We start from the raw sequence: 19,433 nt of genomic DNA on the forward strand, positions 1-19,433 counted from the left end.
CGCGACCCAGCGCCGCCCATAACGTTAAACCCGGATACCAAAACGCCGCTCCATAGGGAGCGGCGTTCAAGTTTATCGCAACGAATCAGTCGCGCACGTAAATGATTTCCGGGCCGTCTTCATCATCTACATCTTCTTCGTCCCAATCGTCGTCGCCGATGTCATGGACCGACTTCACGCCGCTGCGGCGCAGGGCACGCTGGTCGTCCAGGGCTTGCAGCTGGGCGCGGGCTTCGTCTTCGATCTGCTGATCGAGTTCGGCGAGCTCGGCCTTGAACACCGGGTCGGCCGCCAGGCGGTCGGCGCGGTCTTCCAGGTAACGCATGATGTCGCGGGTCAGGCGCTCGGTGCCTTCTTTGGCGATGGCCGAGATCACATAAACCGGACCTTCCCACTCCAGGCGATCGACGATTTCCTTGACGCGCTCTTCGTGCTCTTCTTCAAGGATCTGGTCGCACTTGTTCAGTACCAGCCAGCGATCACGCTCGGCCAGGGCCGGGCTGAACTTGGTCAGCTCGCTGACGATCACTTCAGCGGCGTCCGGTGCGCTGGTTTCATCCAGCGGTGCCATGTCGACGAGGTGCAGCAGCAAACGGGTACGCGACAAGTGCTTGAGGAAGCGAATCCCCAGGCCTGCGCCATCGGAAGCACCTTCGATCAGGCCGGGAATGTCGGCGATTACGAAGCTTTTCCAGCGGTCGACGCTGACCACACCCAGGTTCGGCACCAGGGTGGTGAACGGGTAGTCGGCGACTTTCGGCTTGGCGGCCGACACCGAACGGATGAAGGTACTTTTGCCGGCGTTCGGCAGGCCCAGCAGGCCTACGTCTGCCAGTACTTTCATTTCCAGCTTCAGGTCACGCTGCTCGCCCGGCTTGCCCGGGGTAGTCTGGCGTGGCGCACGGTTGGTACTTGATTTGAATCGGGTGTTACCCAGACCGTGCCAGCCGCCCTGTACAACCATCAGCTTCTGGCCGGCCTTGGTCAGGTCGCCAATCACTTCCTGGGTCGCCGAGTCGATGATCGTGGTGCCGACCGGTACGCGCAGTACCAGGTCTTCACCTTTTTTACCGGTGCAGTCGGTGCTGCCGCCGTTGGAGCCACGCTCGGCATCGAAGTGCCGGGTGTAACGGTAGTCGACCAGGGTGTTGAGGTTTTCGTCGGCCATCATGTAGATGGAACCGCCGTCACCGCCGTCACCGCCGTTTGGGCCACCGTTTTCGATGAACTTTTCGCGACGGAAACTCATGCAACCGTTACCGCCGTCGCCTGCTTTTACTCGGATGGAAACTTCATCAACGAACTTCATAACAAAACGCCTCTCGCCGCACGGACGAGCTTAAAAAACCAAGACATAAGACTCTTGCAAAAATGAGCGTAGAGACCTCGATCAGCACCTGCAAATCCAGTGCTGGAGCCCATCACAAACAGCTTTGCAAGAGACTCACCCCACAAACGAAAAAGCCCCGTCGCGAGACAGGGCTTTTCCAGCGATCGCGCAATTAAGCGGCGACAACGCTCACGTAACGGCGGTTGAACGCGCCTTTTACTTCAAACTTGATCACGCCTTCGATTTTAGCGAAGAGGGTGTGATCTTTACCCATGCCAACACCGTAACCGGCGTGGAATTGGGTGCCGCGCTGACGCACGATGATGTTGCCCGGAATGATTTTCTGGCCGCCATACATCTTAACGCCAAGGCGTTTGGCTTCTGAGTCGCGACCGTTACGGGTACTACCACCAGCTTTTTTGTGTGCCATGAGTCAATTCTCCTAGTGAGGAATTAGGCTATTAAGCCTGAATACCGGTGATTTTGATCTCGGTGTACCACTGGCGGTGGCCCATACGCTTCATGTGGTGCTTACGACGACGGAACTTGATGATGCGGACTTTATCGTGACGACCTTGGGAGATCACTTCAGCCACAACGGTAGCGCCAGCAACAACTGGAGCGCCGATGTTCACGTCATCGCCATTGGCGACCAACAGAACGCGATCAAAGGTAACGGATTCGCCGGTAGCGATTTCCAGTTTTTCGATCTTCAGGTATTCACCTGGGGCGACCTTGTATTGCTTGCCACCAGTAACAATTACTGCGTACGACATGGTATTTCTCCGATAATCCTGCTCACCCAGCGCTTTATAAGAAAAGGTATTGGCTGGCATGGCTGCATGGGATGGACGTCCCGAATGCAATTGCGTAAGGCAGGTGCTGCCCAGGAAGTTCAGGGTGCGCGATTGTACGCAAGCTATAGAAGGCTTGCAAGTGGCCGTCTATCGCGCCTTGACACTACGGGGTCAGGGTCCTAGCATGCCGCGCAACCCTTCTGGAGCGACTGTCGCTGATGCAACCCCAAGCTTTCTACCGCGCGGTCGCGGACGATTTTAGCGCCGTCGACGGCATCATCAAGCAGCAGCTGACGTCTAAAGTGCCGCTGGTCTCCAAAATTGGCGACTATATTACGTCGGCGGGCGGCAAACGCCTGCGTCCTTTATTAGTGTTGCTGTGTGGCAAGGCCCTGGGCCGCGAAGGCGATGACCTGCGCCTGCTGGCAGCCACAATCGAATTTTTGCACACCGCCACCCTGCTGCATGACGACGTGGTCGACATGTCCGGCATGCGCCGCGGCCGCGAGACCGCCAACGCGATGTGGGGCAACGCACCAAGCGTACTGGTAGGCGATTTCCTGTACTCGCGCTCGTTCGAAATGATGGTCGAGCTGGGCTCGATGCCAGTGATGAAGATTCTTTCACAGGCCACGCGCATCATCGCCGAAGGCGAAGTGCTGCAGCTGTCCAAGGTGCGCGACGCCAGCACCACCGAAGAAACCTATATGGAAGTGATTCGCGGCAAAACCGCGATGCTCTTCGAAGCCTCGACCCACAGCGCCGCGGCCCTGTGTGGCGCGACGGCCGAACAGGCCGAAGCGCTGCGCACCTTTGGCGATCACCTGGGCGTAGCATTCCAACTGGTAGACGACCTGCTCGACTACCGTGGCGATGCCGAAACCCTGGGCAAGAACGTCGGTGACGACCTGGCCGAAGGCAAACCGACCCTGCCGCTGATCTACACCATGCGCGAAGGCACGCCGGAACAGGCTGCCCTGGTGCGCAAGGCGATCCAGAAAGGCGGGATCGAAGACCTGGAAAGCATCCGCGCCGCCGTGGAAGCCTCGGGCTCCCTGGACTACACCGCGCAACTGGCCCGTGATTACGTGGCCCGTGCAATCAAATGCCTGGAAGCCCTTCCGGCCAGCGAATACCGGGATGCCCTGGTGGAGCTGAGTGAGTTTGCGGTAGCCCGTACGCACTGATGCGGTTCAATGTGGGAGGGGGCTTGCCCCCGATACCGGAGTGTCAGTCGCTGAATCTATCGACTGATGTACCGCAATCGGGGGCAAGCCCCCTCCCACATTTGGTTTGTATTGCCAATTCAAGAACCCGCCCCCCGTACAAAACCCTATATAATGTGCGACTTTTAGCCATCCTGACTTTCAAGGAGCTTTAGTGAGCACGTTGCCACCCTGCCCGAAATGCAATTCCGAATACACCTACGAAGACGGCGCCCAGCTGATCTGCCCGGAATGTGCCCATGAATGGTCCGCCACTGGCGAAGCTGACGTGACGGGCGACGAAACCGTGAAGAAAGACTCTGTGGGCAATGTCCTGCAGGACGGCGATACCATCACCGTGATCAAGGACCTCAAGGTCAAGGGCACCTCCCTGGTGGTCAAGGTCGGCACCAAGGTCAAGAACATCCGCCTGTGCGACGGCGACCACGATATCGATTGCAAGATCGACGGTATCGGCCCGATGAAGCTCAAGTCCGAGTTCGTGCGTAAAGTCTGAATCTGCTGCTTCCATCCCGCGCCCGCCGCGGGATGGCGTTTCGCCCTCTTGTTTGACCGATCTCAATATCCACACAGAAAAACACGGAAATCGCCAATAGGCACTTGCTATTCTACGAATAAGAATTATTCTCATTGAAACCCATCAAGGAGATGCGACCCATGACTTATTTGATAGATGCCTGGCTGGACCGCCCACACCCTTACCTGCGGATACTGCATCGGGAAACCGGCGAAGTCTGTGCAGTGCTGGAAGAAGAGGCGCTGAGTGAGCTGCAGGACCAGGGCGACCTGGACGTAAATGGCCTGAGTTCAAGTGAACCCGGTGTGCTGAAAGAGGTGGTGCGTAACTTGTTTCTGTTCTGCTATGCCCGAGCGTTGCGCCCGGCGACGGACCTCAATGGCAAGTTTCACCCATGAGCCACCGCGCAAAACCCTGTTGGGGCGAACAGGTTCGCCCCAACAGGTAATCAGCAGGTCTTACAGAACGTCGAGCAGCTCAACGTCGAACACCAGAACGCTGTGCGGCGGGATGCTGCCAACGCCTTGAGCGCCGTAAGCCAGTTCGCTCGGCACGTACAGGCGCCATTTGCTGCCGGCATTCATCAGTTGCAGAGCTTCGGTCCAGCCGGCGATCACGCCGCCAACCGGGAATTCTGCAGGCTGGCCGCGCTCGTAGGAGCTGTCGAACACAGTGCCGTCGATCAGGGTGCCGTGGTAGTGGGTACGCACCTGGTCTTCGCGGGTTGGCTTGGCGCCATCACCGGCAGTCAGCACTTCAAATTGCAGGCCGGAAGCCAGGGTGGTGATGCCATCACGCTTGGCGTTTTCAGCCAGGAATTCCAGGCCAGCGCCCGCCGCGGCTTCAGCCTTGGCAGCCGCTTCAGCTTGCATGATTTCGCGGATGACCTTGAAGCTGGCGGCCATTTGCTCTTGATCAACACGGCTTGGCTGGCCGGCAAAAGCGTCGGTCAGGCCAGCCAGGATGGCGTCCAGGCTCACGCCCGGTGGCGGGTTGTCGCGCAGTTGGTCGCCCAACTGACGGCCGATACCGTAGCTGACGCGGGTTTCGTCGGTGGACAGATTAACTTCGGACATGAAGAGGCTCCGCTGTAGGACGACGCGACTTCCCGCGCCCTCCAGAACTAAAAGGGCCAGCAGACTAGCACACAAGACCGGTCCATGATGAGCCCCCTCCCCGGCTACCAGAGCGCCAGCTCGTAGGTCAGGTAGAGTCGGTGGTTGTCCCGGTCACTGGCATAGGTCGAGCGGTAAGTCGCTTTGCGCAGCTCTACGCCAAGGCCCTTGAAGGGGCTGCTCTGGATCACGTAGCGCAGGTTGGTGTCGGACTCCCACTCACGCGCCTCACGGCCTTTGTAGTCGCCGTTTTGCCCCTTGTAGTAACGCGTCATGAAACTCAAGCCTGGCAAGACCGCAGCAAAGTCATAGTCGTAGCGCAGCATCCAGGTTTGCTCACCGGCCTGGATGAATTTGCCCACACCCGCATTACTGAAGGAATACACCGTCGACACGCTGGCATAAGGCAACGCGGTTTCGCCGCTGACCTTCTGGTAGCCGACGCCGAGCGCTTGGGTCCCCAGGCGATAGGTAAACAGCCCGCTGAACATGTCACTGTCGACGTTGCCGTTACGCGCCTCGCCCGCTTTATCGCTGATGAAGTAGCGCAGGTCGCTGGTCAGCGTGCCACTGCCCACCGGCTGCTTGTGCACCAGGCCAAAGAATTGCTGGCGATAGAATTCACGCATTTCGCCGTAGTACCAAGTGCCGCTCAGCGTAGGCGTAAAGGCATAGGTGGCACCGGCGAAATCGAAGTCGCTGCCCTGCTTGCCGCCGTAGCCCTGCGGGTAGATGTCCACACTGTCAGTGGAGTTACGCAGTTTGAATTTATCCAGGTGCCCGGTGTGCAGGTACAGGTTCCGAATACCGGTGTACTCCACCTGCGTACCCTGGAAGGTTTGCGGCAGCAGGCGCCCATCGTTGTAGACCAGCACCGGAATTTTCGGCAGCAACGTGCCGGTTTTCACCACCGCATCGCCCCAGCGCATCTTGGCGGTGACGCCCAGGCTGGAGAACCCGCTCGCCGCATGCCCGTCATCGTGCACCGGCAACAGCCCCGTTCCCGCATGAGTGGGGCTGGAGTCGAGCCGCAGCCCCGCCAGGCCCAAGGCATCCAGGCCGAACCCGACGGTGCCCTCGGTATAGCCCGACTGCAGGTTGAGCAGAAAGCCCTGGGCCCACTCCCTGCGGTCATCGCCACCGTCGCGGTAATCGTCATTGAAGTAGAAGTTGCGCAAGGTCAATCGCCCATGGGAATCCTCCCAGAAACCCTGAGCCATCAATGCCGGTGACAGCCCCGCCAGCAGCCCCGCCGAGACCATGCCTCCCCTCGTGAAAAACTCACGCATAACCGTTTCCTCAATGCCATGTTGTCGATTTTTATGGGCAGTTGCACCTCGCGCCAGGCTGGACGGCATGGCGCGTTGGGGCGGACACTAACGGCTCGTCGACAGCCCCACAACGTTATGCGAGAAGCGCATCAGGCTATGCGCAAAGCACCGCGCGCACCTCGCAACCGACAGGAAAAATACGGTGAATCTCAAGCAGCTCGAAGCCTTCAAGGCGATCATGTCCACCGGCTCGACCATCGGCGCAGCCACCCGCATGGGCCTGTCGCAATCGGCCGTGAGCCGCCTGTTGAGCCAGCTGGAAGAGCACTTGGGATTCGCGTTGTTCCTGCGCAAAAAGGGCCGCCTCATGGCTACGCCCGAGGCCGAGGAATTGCTCGCCGAAGTCGCCGGGCTGGTGGACGGCATGCAGCGCATCCAACGCCTGGCCGACGAGATGCGCGTGGGTCGTTCGCGCAAGAGCCTGCTCAAGGTTGGCGTGCCCACCAGCATGACCCAGGAGCTGTTGCCACGGATCGTCGCGGAGTTTCTCAAGAGCCATGACGACATCGTGGTCGAGTTGCTGACCGGCTCTTACGACATGATCGAACGCGCTGTGCTCGACCGCTCCGCCGACCTGGGTTTTGTGCGCTTGCCCACCGAAATTCCCGACTTCGACATCGAGCCGGTCCTGCACACCGAGGGCGTGTGCGTGATGCCGGCCGATCATCCACTGGCCCGCCACGCCTGTATCGAAGTGCAGCATTTGCGCAACGTGCCGCTGGTGATGCTCGGCCGCCAACGCGCCCTGCGTGCCGAGTTGAATCAGGTCTTCCGCGCGGCCAACCTCACCCCCCAGGTGCGCGTCGAAGTGCACTCGGTGGGGGCGGCCTGCAGCTTTGTCGCCGAAGGCCTGGGGGTGTCGATCGTCAATGGTTTGCTCGCCAGCCATTTCCTGCATTTGCCGATTGTGACCCGGCCTTTTCGCCCGGCGCTGCCCTATGCATTCGGCCTGGCCTTTCGCGCCGACGAAGCCCGATCCCCGGTGGTGACTGCGTTTGCCGAACACCTCAAGCAACGCTTGAACACACAAAACGCATAGCCCAACCCAGCGTACGCATAACGTTGTCGCGGTAAAAACTTTGCCCTAGTGTCCGCCCCATACGCATCACCCCAACAACAATAACGGCACACGCCGGGGCCATGAGCATGAGCGAATCACAGAGCATCCCCACCCAAGCGGCGGTGGGAAAACCCACGCAACGCAAGCAGATCAACCCAGCCATCATCCTGCTGAGCATCGTCTTGCTGGCAGTGGCGTTCACCTATGCGGTGAACTCGGGCACGTTCCAGCGCCAGAATGGCCTGGTGGTTCCCGGCTCCTACCAGGTGCTGGAAAAACACGACTCCTTCAGCCAACTGTTCGCCCTCGAACCGCGCAAGGCGGGCGACAGCGTGGCCCGCCCGGTGTCGCTGGTGGAAGGCTTCATGGCCATTCCCCAGGGCATCGAAAAACGCGCGGCGCTGATTTTCATGGTGCTGTTCATTGGCGGCATGTTTGGCGTATTGAACAAGGCCGGGGTGATCGATGCCGGGCTGGAACGCCTGCTGGGCCTGACCCGAGGCAATATCTACGTGCTGGTGCCAAGCCTGATGCTGGTGTTCTCCGCCGGCAGCACGTTCATGGGGCTCGCCAAGGAATTTATCCTGATCGTGCCGCTGATGGTGGCCATGGCCAACCGGCTGGGGCTGTCGAATCTGATCGGCCTGGCGATCGTCACCATTTCGGTGAAGATCGGCTACCTGGCATCAATTTCCAACCCGGTGGCGTTGTCGGTAGCCCAGCCGATGGTAGGGCTGCCGATTTTCAGCGGTTTGAGCATGCGTGTCCTGGCCTACGCCACCTTCCTGCTGGTGGGGATTGCCTTCGTGCTATGGAGCATTCGCAAACAGGGTTTCGACGCCACGGCGCAGATCACCTTTGAAAGCTCGCCCCTGCCCATGCGCCACCTGATCAACCTGATGGTACTGCTGACGGGCATCGCGTTCCTGGTCTACGCCTCCAACCGCTGGGGCTGGAAATACCATGAGTTGTCGGCGTTCTACCTGTTGCTGACCGTAGCCTTCAGCGTGATCGCCGGCCTTGGCGCGAGTGCTGCCGCCAGTGCCTTTGTCGACGGGATGAAAAAGGTGCTGATCGCCGGCGTGCTGATCGGCCTGGCCACCGCCGTTGAGATCATCCTCAGCACCGGCCAGGTGCTGGACACCATCGTCAACAGCCTGGCCAACCTGGTGGGCGATCACGGCCCGATTGTGTCGGCCTACGGCATGTTCTTCGCGCAGCTGGGGCTGGATGTGCTGATCCCGTCCACCTCGGGCCAGGCCGCCGTGACCATGCCGATTTTCGGCCCGCTGGGGCAGTTGTCCGGGGTCAGCCCGCAGACCACGGTGTTCGCGTTTTTGATGGGCAACGGCCTGACCAACATGATCACGCCCACCTCCAGCGGCCTGCTGGTGCTGCTCGCCACCGCCAATGTCGGCTGGGGCCAATGGGCCCGCTACATCCTGCCGCTGTTCTTGATCTATGCCGTGCTGGCGATGGTGCTGCTGGCCATCGCGGTCACGAGCGGGTACTGAGTCGATGAGTGTTTTCTCCATGCACACCCTGCACAACCAAATGATCCCGATGCGCGATGGCATCTACCTGGCCACGGATATTTATCTGCCGGAGGACGGCGCAGGCCCTTTTCCGGTGGTGATCGAGCGAACGCCCTACGATAAAAGCAAACCCTCACGCTCGGAAAAACAACTCGACGGCCAACACATTTCCCGCGAGCAAATGGCGGCGCGTTTCACCGCGCAAGGTTTTGTCGCCATCTTCCAGGACTGTCGTGGGCGCTACGCCTCCGAGGGGGTGTTCACCAAATACACGGCCGAGGGCGAAGATGGTTTCGACACCCTGGCCTGGATCGCCCTGCAACCCTGGTGCAATGGCAAAATCGGCAGCATGGGCCTGTCTTACGCGGCCCACACGCAGCTGGCGATGGCTTGCCTGCACCCGCCGGGCCTGAGCAGCCTGGTGCTGGACAGCGGCGGTTTCGCCAACGCCTACCAGTGCGGGATTCGCCAGGGCGGTGCATTCGAGCTCAAGCAGGCCACCTGGGCCTTCCGCCAGGCCAAGGAAAGCCCGGCGGCGCTGGCCGACCCGGTGATTCGTGAGGCGCTGGAGCAGGAGGATATTCATCAGTGGTTTACCAAAATGCCCTGGCAGCCCGGGCAGTCGCCGCTGCGCCATGTGCCGGAATACGAAGCCTATGTGCTGGAACAGTGGGCCCAGGGCAGCTTCAGCGAGTACTGGCGCAAGTCCGGTATCTACGCCGAAGGCCATTACCCGCAACTGCCCGATATCCCGGTGCTGTTCATGTCCAGCTGGTACGACGCCTACGTCAGTTCGACACTGGCCAACTACCGCGCCTTCAACCGCCACGGCACGCAAAACCAGCGCCTGGTCATGGGCCCGTGGCTGCACGGCGACCGCAATATCAGCCACAGCGGGGATGTGGATTTCGGCGCGCACGCGGCGTTCGATGGGCACGTCGACCAGGATTGGCTGAGTTGCCGCCTGGCCTGGTTCGAGCACTCCCTCAAGCCCTCGGCGCAACCTGCGGCGCCCAGTGTGCAGGTGTTTTTGATGGGCGGCGGCAGTGGCCAGCTCAACGCTGACGGGCGCCTGCAGCACGGCGGGCGATGGTTGCAATCGGCACAATGGCCTCTGCCGGGCAACCAGGTAGTGACGCTGTACTTGACCGCGCAAAAACAACTGAGCCGCATCGCACCGACCGAGGCTGGCGCCAGCATGACTTACCTCGCCGATCCCGCCCACCCGGTGCCGACCCTCGGTGGCGCGCTGACCTCCGGCGCACCGATATTTGTGGGCGGGGCTTTCGATCAACGCGAGCGCGCCGACTTCTTCGGCACACGGGGCAACAATCGCCCGCTGAACGAACGGGAAGATGTGCTGAGTTTCCACACCGAGCCACTGGAAGAAGACCTGGTCGTCGCCGGTGACGTGCAGATCGAATTGTGGATCGACAGTGACGCGCCCGACACCGACTTCACCGCCAAACTGGTGGATGTGTACCCGCCGAACGCCGATTATCCCGATGGGTTTGCGATGAATATCACCGATGGCATACGCCGTTGCCGCTATCGCGATTCCTGGGAGCAACCCACGCCGCTCACGCCGGGTGAACGGGTCAAGGTGCTGATCGAGCCTTTCGCTACCTGCAATCTGTTCAAGCGTGGCCATCGTCTGCGCCTGGACATCGCCAGCAGCAATTTCCCGCGCTTTGACGTCAACCCAAACAGCGGCGAACCCTCGGGCCAGGCCAATCACCCACGGGTGGCACGCAATACCGTACACCTGAGCCGAGGCGCCGCCTCTTGCCTCAGGCTGACCGTGATACCCACCCCAGCGGCCCCCTGAGCCATCAACGTCGCCATCACTGCACGGTGATGGCGACCCTTCGTCGCACCTGTAAGAAAAGCATTTCAGATTCATTTCCTGCCGCCGATAAAGGCCTACAAACATTGGCTGGCTCAAAGAACAACACCGTCCAGCAAACAGACATCACTCTTGCGGAGCAATCGATGAACAGCTGGTTCGGTAACATCAGCGTCAACCTCAAACTGGGCCTGGGCTTCGGCCTGGTGCTTGTCCTCACCTCGATCCTGGCCCTCACCGGCTGGACCAGCCTGGGCGGCCTGATCGACCGCAGCAACTGGATGAGCGACATCACCCAGCTCAACGCCTCGCTGACCAAGCTGCGCATCGTGCGCCTGCAATACATGCTGGCCAACGGCGACGAAACCGTGGCGCAGAATGTGCAGACCAACCTGGATGCCTTCGCCGCCCAGCAGCAGAGACTCCTGGACACGTTCAAGAGCCCGGAAAACCTCAAGCTGCTCAACGAACAGAAAGCCATCATCACCGCCTATCAGCAGTCGCTGAACAAAATGCGCGAGGCCTACCGTAACGGCAACGCCTCACGCCAAGTGATGGGCGACAAGGCTGACATCGCCAACGCACAGATCAACGCGCTGGAAACCAGCGTGAAGCAAATGCCTGACAGCTCGGAGCACCTCGCGCAGTTCCAGGCCGTGGCCGATGCCAAGATGCAATTCCAGTTGGCCCGCTACGAAGTGCGCGGCTACACCGGCAACGTCAACGCAGACACCGAAGCCCGCGCCGCCGCACAGATCGAAAAAGCCATCGGCGGGTTGAAAGACCTCAGTGCTGCCTTCGGCGCCAGTCAGCAGAGCGCGTTGACCGCGCTGGAAACCGCTCTCGGCGCCTATCGCACCGCCGTACAGAACTACAAGGCTGCCAACGCCAACATCGTGACTGCCCGTGCGGAAATGACCACCCAGGGCACCGATATCGTCAGCATCAGCGACAAGCTCTACGACATCCAGCTGGATCGCCGTGATGCCGAAAGCGCCCAAGCGCGCAGCCTGCAATTGATCAGCACGTTGCTGGCCCTGCTGGTCGGTGTCATTGCGGCACTGATCATCACCCGCCAGATCACCCGCCCAATCCAGGAAACCCTGGCGGTGGTGGAGCGCATTGCCTCCGGTGACCTGAGCCACAACATCCAGGTGACCCGCCGCGACGAACTGGGCGTGCTGCAACAAGGCATCCAGCGCATGGGCACCACCCTGCGTGAATTGATCAGCGGCATTCGTGACGGCGTGACCCAGATCGCCAGCGCCGCCGAAGAGCTGTCGGCCGTGACCGAGCAGACCAGCGCCGGCGTCAACAGCCAGAAGATCGAGACCGACCAGGTCGCCACCGCCATGCATGAAATGACTGCCACCGTGCAGGAAGTGGCACGCAACGCCGAACAGGCCTCCCTGGCCGCCGCCGATGCTGACGGCCAGGCCCGCGCTGGCGACAAAGTGGTGGCCGAAGCCATCGCCCAGATCGAACGCCTGGCCGCCGAAGTGGCGCGCTCTACCGACGCCATGACGCACCTGCAACAAGAGAGCAACAAGATCGGCAGCGTAATGGACGTGATCAAGGCCGTCGCTGAACAGACCAACCTGCTGGCCCTCAACGCCGCGATTGAAGCGGCACGTGCCGGTGAAGCCGGTCGTGGGTTTGCCGTGGTCGCCGACGAAGTACGCGGCCTGGCCCAGCGTACGCAAAAATCCACCGAGGAAATCGAAGGCCTGGTCGCCGGTTTGCAGAACGGCACCCAGCAAGTGGCCAACGTGATGAACAACAGCCGCAGCCTCACCGACAGCAGTGTCGAGCTGACGCGCAAGGCCGGTGTGTCGCTGGAAAACATCACCCGTACGGTGTCGAACATCCAGTCGATGAATCAACAGATCGCCGCCGCCGCCGAGCAACAAAGCGCCGTGGCCGAAGAGATCAGCCGCAGCATCGTGAATGTGCGTGACGTGTCGGAACAGACCGCCACCGCCAGTGACGAGACGGCGAAATCGAGTGTGGAACTGGCGCGTTTGGGTAGCCAGTTGCAGCAGATGGTGAGTCATTTCCGGGTTTAAGAAACCAAAAGGCCGCCCCGGTTTAAGCCGAGGCGGCCCCACCTCTCAGACCTTACAGGTCGTCGAAGCTGTCCCGCAGGAATACCCATACGTGATAAACACGCAGGGCATTCACTACGAGGTCCCACGTACGTCGTGCAAACTTAGACATACTCGGCCCTCCATAAGTGGGGCCTTACCTCCAGCGCACTTACCGGAACATGTGAGCCTTCGGATGCACGTCAGTGCTCCTGTGAAACCGCAACCCCACCCGCAAACTGGGATTGCAATAAAAAACCGCCCTACCAAGGCGGTTTTTTATTACCTGCGATTTGCCCCTCAGCCCTCGCCTTCCTCGACAAACACAACCCGATTACCAAACGGATCCTTGATGCTCATCTCCCGCGAGCCCCAAGGTGTGTTCTCAACCTCAGGCTTGGCATAACGGTAATCCTTGCCCTGCAACTGCTGCTGGTAAGCATCCACCCCTTGCGCCTGAATCCGCACTGCCGCGCCCGGGGAAGCATCGCCATGGTGCTCGGACAAATGCAGCACGCACTCACCCAACGACACCTGCAGATACAGCGGGAAATTCGCCTCGAAACGATGCTGCCAATCGACCTTGAACCCCAGGAAGTCGACGTAGAATTCCAACGCTTTGCCCTCGTCGAAAATCCGCAAAATGGGGATGACTTTTCCTAAGTGCATGGCAACCGCTCCGTGTATGAAAGCGCCCACTATAGAGGCGAAAACCCGCGACGCAAATCCCCACTACGCGCCAGAAACCGACCCGGCCGCTGACCATTCGCCTGCCCATCGCTGTAGCTCAACACGCCATTGACCCACACGCCTTCAATGCCCTCCGCCGCCCGCTGCGGTTCCTTGAAGTCCGCCACATCGCGTACCCGCAACGGGTCGAACAACACCAGGTCGGCCCAGTGCCCTTCGCGGATTTCACCGCGCTCGGCCAGCCCGAAACGTGCGGCCGACAAGCCGGTCATCTTGTGCACCGCCGTGTGCAACGCAAACAACCCCACATCCCGGCTGAAATGCCCCAGCACCCGTGGAAACGCACCCCACAGACGCGGGTGCGGAAACGGGTCTTCCGGCAGCCCGTCCGAGCCCACCATGGACAGCGGATGCGCGAGGATGCGGCGTACATCCGACTCATCCATGCCGTAGTACACCGCCCCCGCCGGTTGCAGGCGACGCGCTGCGTCCAGCAGCGAAACCTCCCACTCGGCGGCGATATCCTGCAAGTCGCGCCCGCCCACTTCCGGGTGCGGCGTCGACCAAGTGATGGTGATGCGAAACGCATCGGTGACTTGCTTGAGGTCCAGGGTCGAAGAACTGGCCGCGTAGGGGTAACAATCACACCCCACCGGGTGGGTTTTCGCCGCCCGCTCCAGCGCCGCCAACAGCTGCGGACTACGCCCCCAGTTACCGGCGCCGGCACATTTGAGGTGGGAAATGATCACCGGCGCCTGGGCATGCCGGCCGATCTGGAAGGCTTCGTCCATCGCCTCCAGCACCGGTTCGAACTCGCTGCGCAAATGGGTGGTGTATACCGCGCCGAACGCCGTGAGTTCTTCGCTCAGTTGCAGCACTTCATCGGTCTCGGCATTAAACGCGCTGGCGTAGGCCAGGCCGGTGGATAACCCGAGGGCGCCCGCCGCCAGGCTCTCTTGCAACTGCACGCGCATCGCGGCGATTTCATCCGGTGTGGCGCTGCGGTGCAGGTCGTCCATATGGTTGCTGCGCAGCGCCGTGTGGCCGATCAGCGCGGCGACGTTGACGGCCGGGTGGGCGTTTTCCACCGCAACGCGGTAGTCGGTAAAACGTGGGTAGGTGAATGCCTCGCGCTTGCCCAACAGGTTCATCGGGTCCGGCGGGTCACTGCGCAAACTCACCGGCGACGCGCTGATGCCACAGTTGCCGACAATCACCGTGGTCACGCCCTGGCTGAGCTTGGGCAGCATCTGCGGGTGGCGGATCACCACGGTGTCATCGTGGGTGTGCACGTCGATAAAACCCGGTGCCAGCACGCGGCCGGTGCCATCGATTTCATCCGTGGCCTGCGCCGTAGCGAGGTCGCCGATCGCTACGATGCGCCCGTCGCGCAGGCCCACATCGGCGACATAACCCGGGGTGTTGCTGCCATCGATGATCAGCGCCTGGCGAATCAGCGTGTCGTACTTCATATCAGTCTCCAAGCGGCAGGCTGTCGGGGCCGCCGCGATAATCGTCGAGGGCCAGCTTGATCCGGCGCAGGCGTTCCTGGTTGGCGTCGGGCAGGGCCAGCGCCAGCTCGGTGGCCAGCAGGTCGATGGCCAGCAGCATGCCGTAGCGCGCCGCCGTGGGTTTGTAGATAAAACTGGTTTCGGCCGGTTGCAGCGGCAGCACAACGTCGGCCAAGCGCGCGAGGGGTGAGTCGGCCAGGGTGATGGCAATGATGCGCGCGTCGTAGTTGCGCGCCAGTTCCACCACATGCAGCAGCTCGGGGGTGAGGCCGGTCAGCGAACACACCATCAACACGTGTTCCGGGCCCAGCGTCGCCGCCGTGACCCGCATCATCACCGGGTCATGGCTGGCGGCAATCGGGTAACCCAGCCGCACCAGGCGCACCTGCAATTCGTCGCTGCACAGGCTGGAGGGGCCACCCATGCCAAACGCGTGAATCATCCGCGCCTTGCCCAGCAGGCTCACCGCATCGACAAAGCTGGATTGGTTGAAACCCGACAGGTGCTGACGCAACGTGGCTTCTATGTCACCGAGGATCTGCCGGTGAAACGCCGACTGCTCCGGCAACCCCGCCGGGTCGAGGAAGCGAGTACCGACGCCGCTGGCCTGGGCCAACTGCAGGCGCAGGTCACGCAAGTCTCGGCACCCCACGCTGCGGGCAAAGCGTGACAAGGTGGCGGTGCTGACCTCGGCCCGCTGCGACAACTCTTCCAGGCTGGCCGATGCGGCAAAGCCCACGTCATCCAGCATCAGCTTGGCGATACGCCCTTCGCCGGCGCTGAAGGAAGCCTGGCGGGCGCGGATCTGGTAGAGGATGTCCATGGGGGCTCCGGGTCAAAGAATGCAGGACAGACCATAGGTCAGACCGAACGCGACCACCGAAATCAGCGTCTCCAATACGGTCCAGGTCTTGAAGGTCTGGATCACCGTCATATTGAAGTATTCCTTGATCAGCCAGAAGCCGCCGTCATTCACGTGGGAAAAGATCACCGAGCCCGCACCGGTGGCCAGCACCAGCAATTCAGGGTGTGGATAACCCAGGCCCATGGCGACCGGCGCCACCACGCCGGAGGCAGTGGTCATGGCCACCGTGGCCGAGCCGGTGGCGATGCGCATCAACGCGGCAAACAGCCAGCCCATCACCAAGGGGGACAGGTTGAACGCATGGGCGAGGCCGAGGATTTCATGGGTCACGCCCGCGTCCACCAGAATGCGATTCAAGCCGCCGCCCGCGCCCACCAGCAAGGTGATGCTGGCGGTCGGCGCCAGGCATTCATTGGTGAACTTGAGGATCGATTCACGGTTGAAGCCCTGCGCCAGGCCCAGGGTATAGAAACTCACCAGGGTCGCCACCAGCAGCGCGATCACCGAGTTGCCGATAAACAGCAGGAACTGGTTGAACCCGGTGCCTGGTGTGGAAAGCACATTGGCCCAGCCGCCGATCATCATCAGCACCACCGGCAACAGGATGGTGCCCATGGTCATCGCAAAACTCGGCAAGCGGGTGCGTGGCTCGCGCTCGATGAACTGACGTTCCAGCGGGTTTTCCGCCGGCAGCTGGATGCGCGGCACGATGAATTTTGCATACAGCGGGCCGGCGATGATCGCCGTCGGGATACCAATGAGGATCGCGTAAAGCACCGTCTGGCCGACCGACGCGTTATACGCCAGCACCGCCATCATCGCCGCCGGGTGTGGCGGCACCAGCGCATGCACCACCGACAAACCGGCCACCATCGGCAGGCCGACCATCAGGATCGACACCCCCACGCGCCGCGCCACGGTAAAGGCAATCGGCACCAGCAGCACAAAACCGACCTCGAAGAACAGCGGCAGCCCCACCAGAAACGCGATGCACACCATCGCCCAATGCGCATTGCGCTCGCCGAAACGGTTGATCAACGTGCGCGCCACCTGCTCGGCGCCGCCGGACTCGGCCATCATCTTGCCAAGCATCGTGCCCAGCGCCACCACCAGCGCGATATGCCCCAGGGTCTTGCCGACGCCCGCCTCATACGAACCCATGATGGTGTCCGCCGGCATCCCGGCCATCAGCGCCAGGCCAATGGACACCAGGGTGATGACGATAAAAGGGTTGAGTCGGTAACGTGCGATCAGCACGATCAATGCAATGATGGCGATGGCAGCGTATGCCAATAGCCCGAAGCCCGGTGATGCGGCCATGCGGTACTCCTCGGAAAGGGTCACGTCGAGTTGGTTGTGAAACTCATAAATCATTACCGAGGAGTATTTTCAATTTTTATGAAAGTAAGTTTCGCCCACGGATAAGCGCTGTCGCAGTGGGATATGCCCAACGCCCGTGTATGAAAATTCAGGGGGTGTTCTTACATGAAGTTCAAAGAAGGCTGGAAACTCAATGGCCACCATCGAGTCATAGAATGCGCATCCACTCATGCCCAGGAAAATCGACCATGATTCGTACCTCCCTCACCGCCGGCGCCTTGCTTCTAGCCTTGTGCGGCGGCGCTTCGGCCGCCGATAACGGCGCGCTGAAAAAATGCATGGACAGCGCCAACACCACCGCCGACATGGTCGGTTGCAACGCCAAGGAAGCCAAGGTGCAGGACGATCGCCTGAACCGCGCCTACAAGACCGCCCTCGCCGCCCAGGAAGGGGCGCGCAAGCAGCAACTGCAAGACCTGCAGCGCCTGTGGATAAAGTACCGCGATGCCAATTGCGCGTTCGCCGGCAGCGCCACTGGCGGCACCATCGACCAGGTCAACGGCTCCGGTTGCGTGCTGGACATGACCCAGACCCGTGCCCAGGAACTCGAAGACCTGGTCGGGCCGTGATCACTTATTCATGATGAACGCGGGCGCGCTTGAGCAACTTCTTGCAGCGCTCCGACAAATGCAGCACCCGCAGATGCTTGCCGGCCTTGCTGTAACGCTCGCGCAGGGTCATCAGCGCGGCAATCGCCGAGTAGTCGACAAAGCTCAGGTGGCGGCAATCCAGCGTCACCTGGGCCGGGTCATTGGCCGGGTCGAACTGGTTCAGAAACGGCGTGGTCGAGGCGAAAAACAAAGTGCCGTGCAGGCGATACAGCTTGCTGCCGTCGGCTTCCAGATGCTCATCGGCGTACAGCTCACGTGCCTGTTGCCAGGCAAAGTTAAGCGCCGCAATCACGATGCCGCAGAGCACGGCGGTGGCCAGGTCGGTGAACACGGTGATCACCGTCACCGCGATAATCACCAGCACATCATTGACCGGTACTTTGTTGATCACCCGCAGGGACGCCCAGGCGAAGGTCTGCTGGGACACCACAAACATCACGCCCACCAACGCCGCCAGCGGGATTCGCTCGATCAGCGGCGACAGAAACAGAATGAACAACAGGATCATCACCCCGGCAAACACCCCGGAGAAACGCCCGCGCCCGCCGGAGCTTAAGTTGATCACGGTTTGCCCGATCATCGCGCAACCGCCCATGCCGCCGAACAGGCCCGAGACCATGTTCGCCGCGCCCAACGCCACGCTTTCGCGATCGGGGTAGCCACGGGTTTCGGTGATTTCGTCGGTGAGGTTCAGGGTCAACAGGGTTTCCAGCAGGCCGACCATGGCCATCAGGAACGCGTAAGGCGCGATGAGGGTGAAGGTTTCCAGGGTCCAGGGGATCTGCGGCAGTGCAAAGCTCGGCAGGCCGCCGGCGATGTGGGCCATGTCGCCGAGGGTGCGGGTCGGCAGGCCGAGCAGGTACACCGCCAGGCCCACGCCGAGGATCGCCACCAGCGCCGGCGGCACGGCGCGCGTGAGGCGCGGCAGCAGGTAGACGATGGCCATGGTCGTAACCACCAGGCCGGTCATCACGTACAACGGCGTGCCGCTGAGCCAGGTTTCACCGCTTTTGAAATGCTCCAACTGCGCCAGCGCAATGATGATCGCCAGGCCGTTGACGAACCCCAGCATCACCGAGTGCGGCACCATGCGCACCAGCTTGCCCAGGCGCAGCAGGCCGAACGCGACCATGATCAACCCGCCCAGCAGCACCGTAGCCAGCAGGTATTCCACGCCGTGCTGCACCACCAGCGCGACGATCACCACCGCCATCGACCCCGCCGCGCCGGACACCATGCCCGGCCGCCCGCCGAACAATGCGGTGAGGGTGCAGATGATAAAAGCGCCGTAGAGCCCCATCAGCGGGTTGAGGTGGGCCACCAGGGCAAAGGCGATGCATTCGGGCAGCAACGCGAAAGACGTGGTGAGGCCGGCCAGGGCATCGGCGCGCAGACGGGTGAGGTTCATGGGGTACCAGGGAGTTGCGGGGGATAAGGCGGGGAATGGTACGGAATTGCGGCGGGTGGGGCTAGTGTGGGAGACCGAGGCGCCTCAATCGGGGGCAAGCCCCCGATTGCAGCGCCTCGGTATCAAG

The 19,433-nt window shown here is 61.4% G+C and carries 18 protein-coding genes and 1 pseudogene; 9 read left to right on the forward strand and 10 right to left on the reverse strand.

Annotated elements, in window-relative coordinates; all coding sequences use genetic code 11:
• Window positions 1-85: 85 nt before the first annotated feature.
• From cgtA to rplU, 3 genes are all read right to left on the reverse strand, one after another.
• Complete coding sequence (gene cgtA / locus AC0IYH_RS22485; RefSeq protein ID WP_101272965.1) at window positions 86-1,309, reverse strand: Obg family GTPase CgtA; 1,224 nt, start codon at window positions 1,307-1,309, stop codon at window positions 86-88.
• Between the two features lie 193 nt (window positions 1,310-1,502).
• On the reverse strand, window positions 1,503-1,760 hold the full coding sequence (gene rpmA, locus AC0IYH_RS22490) for a 50S ribosomal protein L27 (protein WP_003176049.1): 258 nt from the start codon (window positions 1,758-1,760) through the stop codon (window positions 1,503-1,505).
• Between the two features lie 31 nt (window positions 1,761-1,791).
• Window positions 1,792-2,106 (reverse strand): 50S ribosomal protein L21, encoded by a 315-nt coding sequence (rplU, locus tag AC0IYH_RS22495; protein WP_003176051.1) that lies wholly within the window; start codon window positions 2,104-2,106, stop codon window positions 1,792-1,794.
• 239 nt (window positions 2,107-2,345) lie between these two features.
• On the opposite strand from rplU, the gene AC0IYH_RS22500 reads away from it, so the two are divergent.
• The 3 genes from AC0IYH_RS22500 to AC0IYH_RS22510 all read left to right on the forward strand — a co-directional run bounded on the left by AC0IYH_RS22500 (window position 2,346) and on the right by AC0IYH_RS22510 (window position 4,268).
• The gene (locus AC0IYH_RS22500) at window positions 2,346-3,314 is read left to right on the forward strand and encodes a polyprenyl synthetase family protein (protein WP_032885595.1); all 969 of its coding nucleotides are present in this window, start codon (window positions 2,346-2,348) and stop codon (window positions 3,312-3,314) included.
• Between the two features lie 193 nt (window positions 3,315-3,507).
• Entirely contained in the window at window positions 3,508-3,849 is a 342-nt protein-coding gene (locus AC0IYH_RS22505) for a zinc ribbon domain-containing protein YjdM (protein ID WP_471836266.1), read from the forward strand.
• A gap of 161 nt (window positions 3,850-4,010) precedes the next feature.
• Window positions 4,011-4,268, forward strand: coding sequence for a PA4570 family protein (locus AC0IYH_RS22510; RefSeq protein WP_116630307.1), 258 nt, complete (start codon window positions 4,011-4,013; stop codon window positions 4,266-4,268).
• A gap of 60 nt (window positions 4,269-4,328) precedes the next feature.
• Here AC0IYH_RS22510 and AC0IYH_RS22515 read toward each other — a convergent pair whose 3' ends face one another.
• Complete coding sequence (locus AC0IYH_RS22515; protein WP_122773542.1) at window positions 4,329-4,946, reverse strand: FKBP-type peptidyl-prolyl cis-trans isomerase; 618 nt, start codon at window positions 4,944-4,946, stop codon at window positions 4,329-4,331.
• Between the two features lie 104 nt (window positions 4,947-5,050).
• On the reverse strand, window positions 5,051-6,274 hold the full coding sequence (locus AC0IYH_RS22520; RefSeq protein WP_471836268.1) for an OprD family porin: 1,224 nt from the start codon (window positions 6,272-6,274) through the stop codon (window positions 5,051-5,053).
• A 184-nt stretch (window positions 6,275-6,458) separates the two neighbouring features.
• Between AC0IYH_RS22520 and AC0IYH_RS22525 the strand changes: the two genes are divergently transcribed.
• The 5 genes and pseudogenes from AC0IYH_RS22525 to AC0IYH_RS22545 all read left to right on the forward strand — a co-directional run bounded on the left by AC0IYH_RS22525 (window position 6,459) and on the right by AC0IYH_RS22545 (window position 12,823).
• Complete coding sequence (locus AC0IYH_RS22525) at window positions 6,459-7,355, forward strand: LysR family transcriptional regulator (RefSeq protein ID WP_471836269.1); 897 nt, start codon at window positions 6,459-6,461, stop codon at window positions 7,353-7,355.
• A 107-nt stretch (window positions 7,356-7,462) separates the two neighbouring features.
• Window positions 7,463-8,890: a YfcC family protein gene (locus AC0IYH_RS22530; RefSeq protein ID WP_471836270.1), complete on the forward strand. Its 1,428-nt coding sequence runs from the start codon at window positions 7,463-7,465 to the stop codon at window positions 8,888-8,890.
• Window positions 8,891-8,909: 19 nt separating this feature from the next.
• Complete coding sequence (locus AC0IYH_RS22535) at window positions 8,910-10,739, forward strand: CocE/NonD family hydrolase (RefSeq protein WP_471836306.1); 1,830 nt, start codon at window positions 8,910-8,912, stop codon at window positions 10,737-10,739.
• 299 nt (window positions 10,740-11,038) lie between these two features.
• Window positions 11,039-11,968 (forward strand): annotated as a pseudogene (locus AC0IYH_RS22540) (methyl-accepting chemotaxis protein); the annotation flags it as partial.
• A 141-nt stretch (window positions 11,969-12,109) separates the two neighbouring features.
• Window positions 12,110-12,823, forward strand: a complete 714-nt coding sequence (locus AC0IYH_RS22545) for a methyl-accepting chemotaxis protein (RefSeq protein ID WP_392396921.1) — start codon at window positions 12,110-12,112, stop codon at window positions 12,821-12,823.
• Window positions 12,824-13,141: 318 nt separating this feature from the next.
• Here AC0IYH_RS22545 and AC0IYH_RS22550 read toward each other — a convergent pair whose 3' ends face one another.
• From AC0IYH_RS22550 to AC0IYH_RS22565, 4 genes are read right to left on the reverse strand one after another with little or no spacing between them, the layout of a single operon-like run.
• Complete coding sequence (locus tag AC0IYH_RS22550) at window positions 13,142-13,510, reverse strand: glyoxalase superfamily protein (RefSeq protein WP_116630300.1); 369 nt, start codon at window positions 13,508-13,510, stop codon at window positions 13,142-13,144.
• A 29-nt stretch (window positions 13,511-13,539) separates the two neighbouring features.
• Window positions 13,540-15,003 carry an N-acyl-D-amino-acid deacylase family protein gene (locus tag AC0IYH_RS22555; protein WP_471836271.1) on the reverse strand — a complete coding sequence of 488 codons (1,464 nt, stop codon included), beginning with the start codon at window positions 15,001-15,003 and terminating at the stop codon, window positions 13,540-13,542.
• A gap of 1 nt (window position 15,004) precedes the next feature.
• Entirely contained in the window at window positions 15,005-15,865 is an 861-nt protein-coding gene (locus tag AC0IYH_RS22560; RefSeq protein ID WP_116630298.1) for a MurR/RpiR family transcriptional regulator, read from the reverse strand.
• A gap of 12 nt (window positions 15,866-15,877) precedes the next feature.
• Window positions 15,878-17,227, reverse strand: coding sequence for a GntT/GntP/DsdX family permease (locus tag AC0IYH_RS22565; RefSeq protein WP_241092310.1), 1,350 nt, complete (start codon window positions 17,225-17,227; stop codon window positions 15,878-15,880).
• A gap of 248 nt (window positions 17,228-17,475) precedes the next feature.
• Here AC0IYH_RS22565 and AC0IYH_RS22570 point away from each other — a divergent pair, with 248 nt between their 5' ends.
• Complete coding sequence (locus tag AC0IYH_RS22570; protein ID WP_471836273.1) at window positions 17,476-17,856, forward strand: lysozyme inhibitor LprI family protein; 381 nt, start codon at window positions 17,476-17,478, stop codon at window positions 17,854-17,856.
• Between the two features lie 4 nt (window positions 17,857-17,860).
• On the opposite strand, the gene AC0IYH_RS22575 is transcribed toward AC0IYH_RS22570, so the two are convergent.
• Window positions 17,861-19,306 (reverse strand): SulP family inorganic anion transporter, encoded by a 1,446-nt coding sequence (locus AC0IYH_RS22575; protein WP_116630295.1) that lies wholly within the window; start codon window positions 19,304-19,306, stop codon window positions 17,861-17,863.
• Window positions 19,307-19,433 lie beyond the last annotated feature (127 nt).

The sequence above is a fragment of the Pseudomonas sp. AC463 genome, from assembly GCF_979253585.1.

Excerpts from the sequence above, each read along its gene's own strand:
- cgtA (WP_101272965.1), bottom strand. The coding sequence starts at position 1,309 with ATGAAGTTCGTTGATGAAGTTTCCATCCGAGTAAAAGCAGGCGACGGC.
- rpmA (WP_003176049.1), bottom strand. The coding sequence starts at position 1,760 with ATGGCACACAAAAAAGCTGGTGGTAGTACCCGTAACGGTCGCGACTCA.
- rplU (WP_003176051.1), bottom strand. The coding sequence starts at position 2,106 with ATGTCGTACGCAGTAATTGTTACTGGTGGCAAGCAATACAAGGTCGCC.
- AC0IYH_RS22500 (WP_032885595.1), top strand. The coding sequence starts at position 2,346 with ATGCAACCCCAAGCTTTCTACCGCGCGGTCGCGGACGATTTTAGCGCC.
- AC0IYH_RS22510 (WP_116630307.1), top strand. The coding sequence starts at position 4,011 with ATGACTTATTTGATAGATGCCTGGCTGGACCGCCCACACCCTTACCTG.
- AC0IYH_RS22515 (WP_122773542.1), bottom strand. The coding sequence starts at position 4,946 with ATGTCCGAAGTTAATCTGTCCACCGACGAAACCCGCGTCAGCTACGGT.
- AC0IYH_RS22520 (WP_471836268.1), bottom strand. The coding sequence starts at position 6,274 with ATGCGTGAGTTTTTCACGAGGGGAGGCATGGTCTCGGCGGGGCTGCTG.
- AC0IYH_RS22530 (WP_471836270.1), top strand. The coding sequence starts at position 7,463 with ATGAGCGAATCACAGAGCATCCCCACCCAAGCGGCGGTGGGAAAACCC.
- AC0IYH_RS22535 (WP_471836306.1), top strand. The coding sequence starts at position 8,910 with ATGCACACCCTGCACAACCAAATGATCCCGATGCGCGATGGCATCTAC.
- AC0IYH_RS22545 (WP_392396921.1), top strand. The coding sequence starts at position 12,110 with ATGCATGAAATGACTGCCACCGTGCAGGAAGTGGCACGCAACGCCGAA.
- AC0IYH_RS22550 (WP_116630300.1), bottom strand. The coding sequence starts at position 13,510 with ATGCACTTAGGAAAAGTCATCCCCATTTTGCGGATTTTCGACGAGGGC.
- AC0IYH_RS22555 (WP_471836271.1), bottom strand. The coding sequence starts at position 15,003 with ATGAAGTACGACACGCTGATTCGCCAGGCGCTGATCATCGATGGCAGC.
- AC0IYH_RS22560 (WP_116630298.1), bottom strand. The coding sequence starts at position 15,865 with ATGGACATCCTCTACCAGATCCGCGCCCGCCAGGCTTCCTTCAGCGCC.
- AC0IYH_RS22565 (WP_241092310.1), bottom strand. The coding sequence starts at position 17,227 with ATGGCCGCATCACCGGGCTTCGGGCTATTGGCATACGCTGCCATCGCC.
- AC0IYH_RS22570 (WP_471836273.1), top strand. The coding sequence starts at position 17,476 with ATGATTCGTACCTCCCTCACCGCCGGCGCCTTGCTTCTAGCCTTGTGC.
- AC0IYH_RS22575 (WP_116630295.1), bottom strand. The coding sequence starts at position 19,306 with ATGAACCTCACCCGTCTGCGCGCCGATGCCCTGGCCGGCCTCACCACG.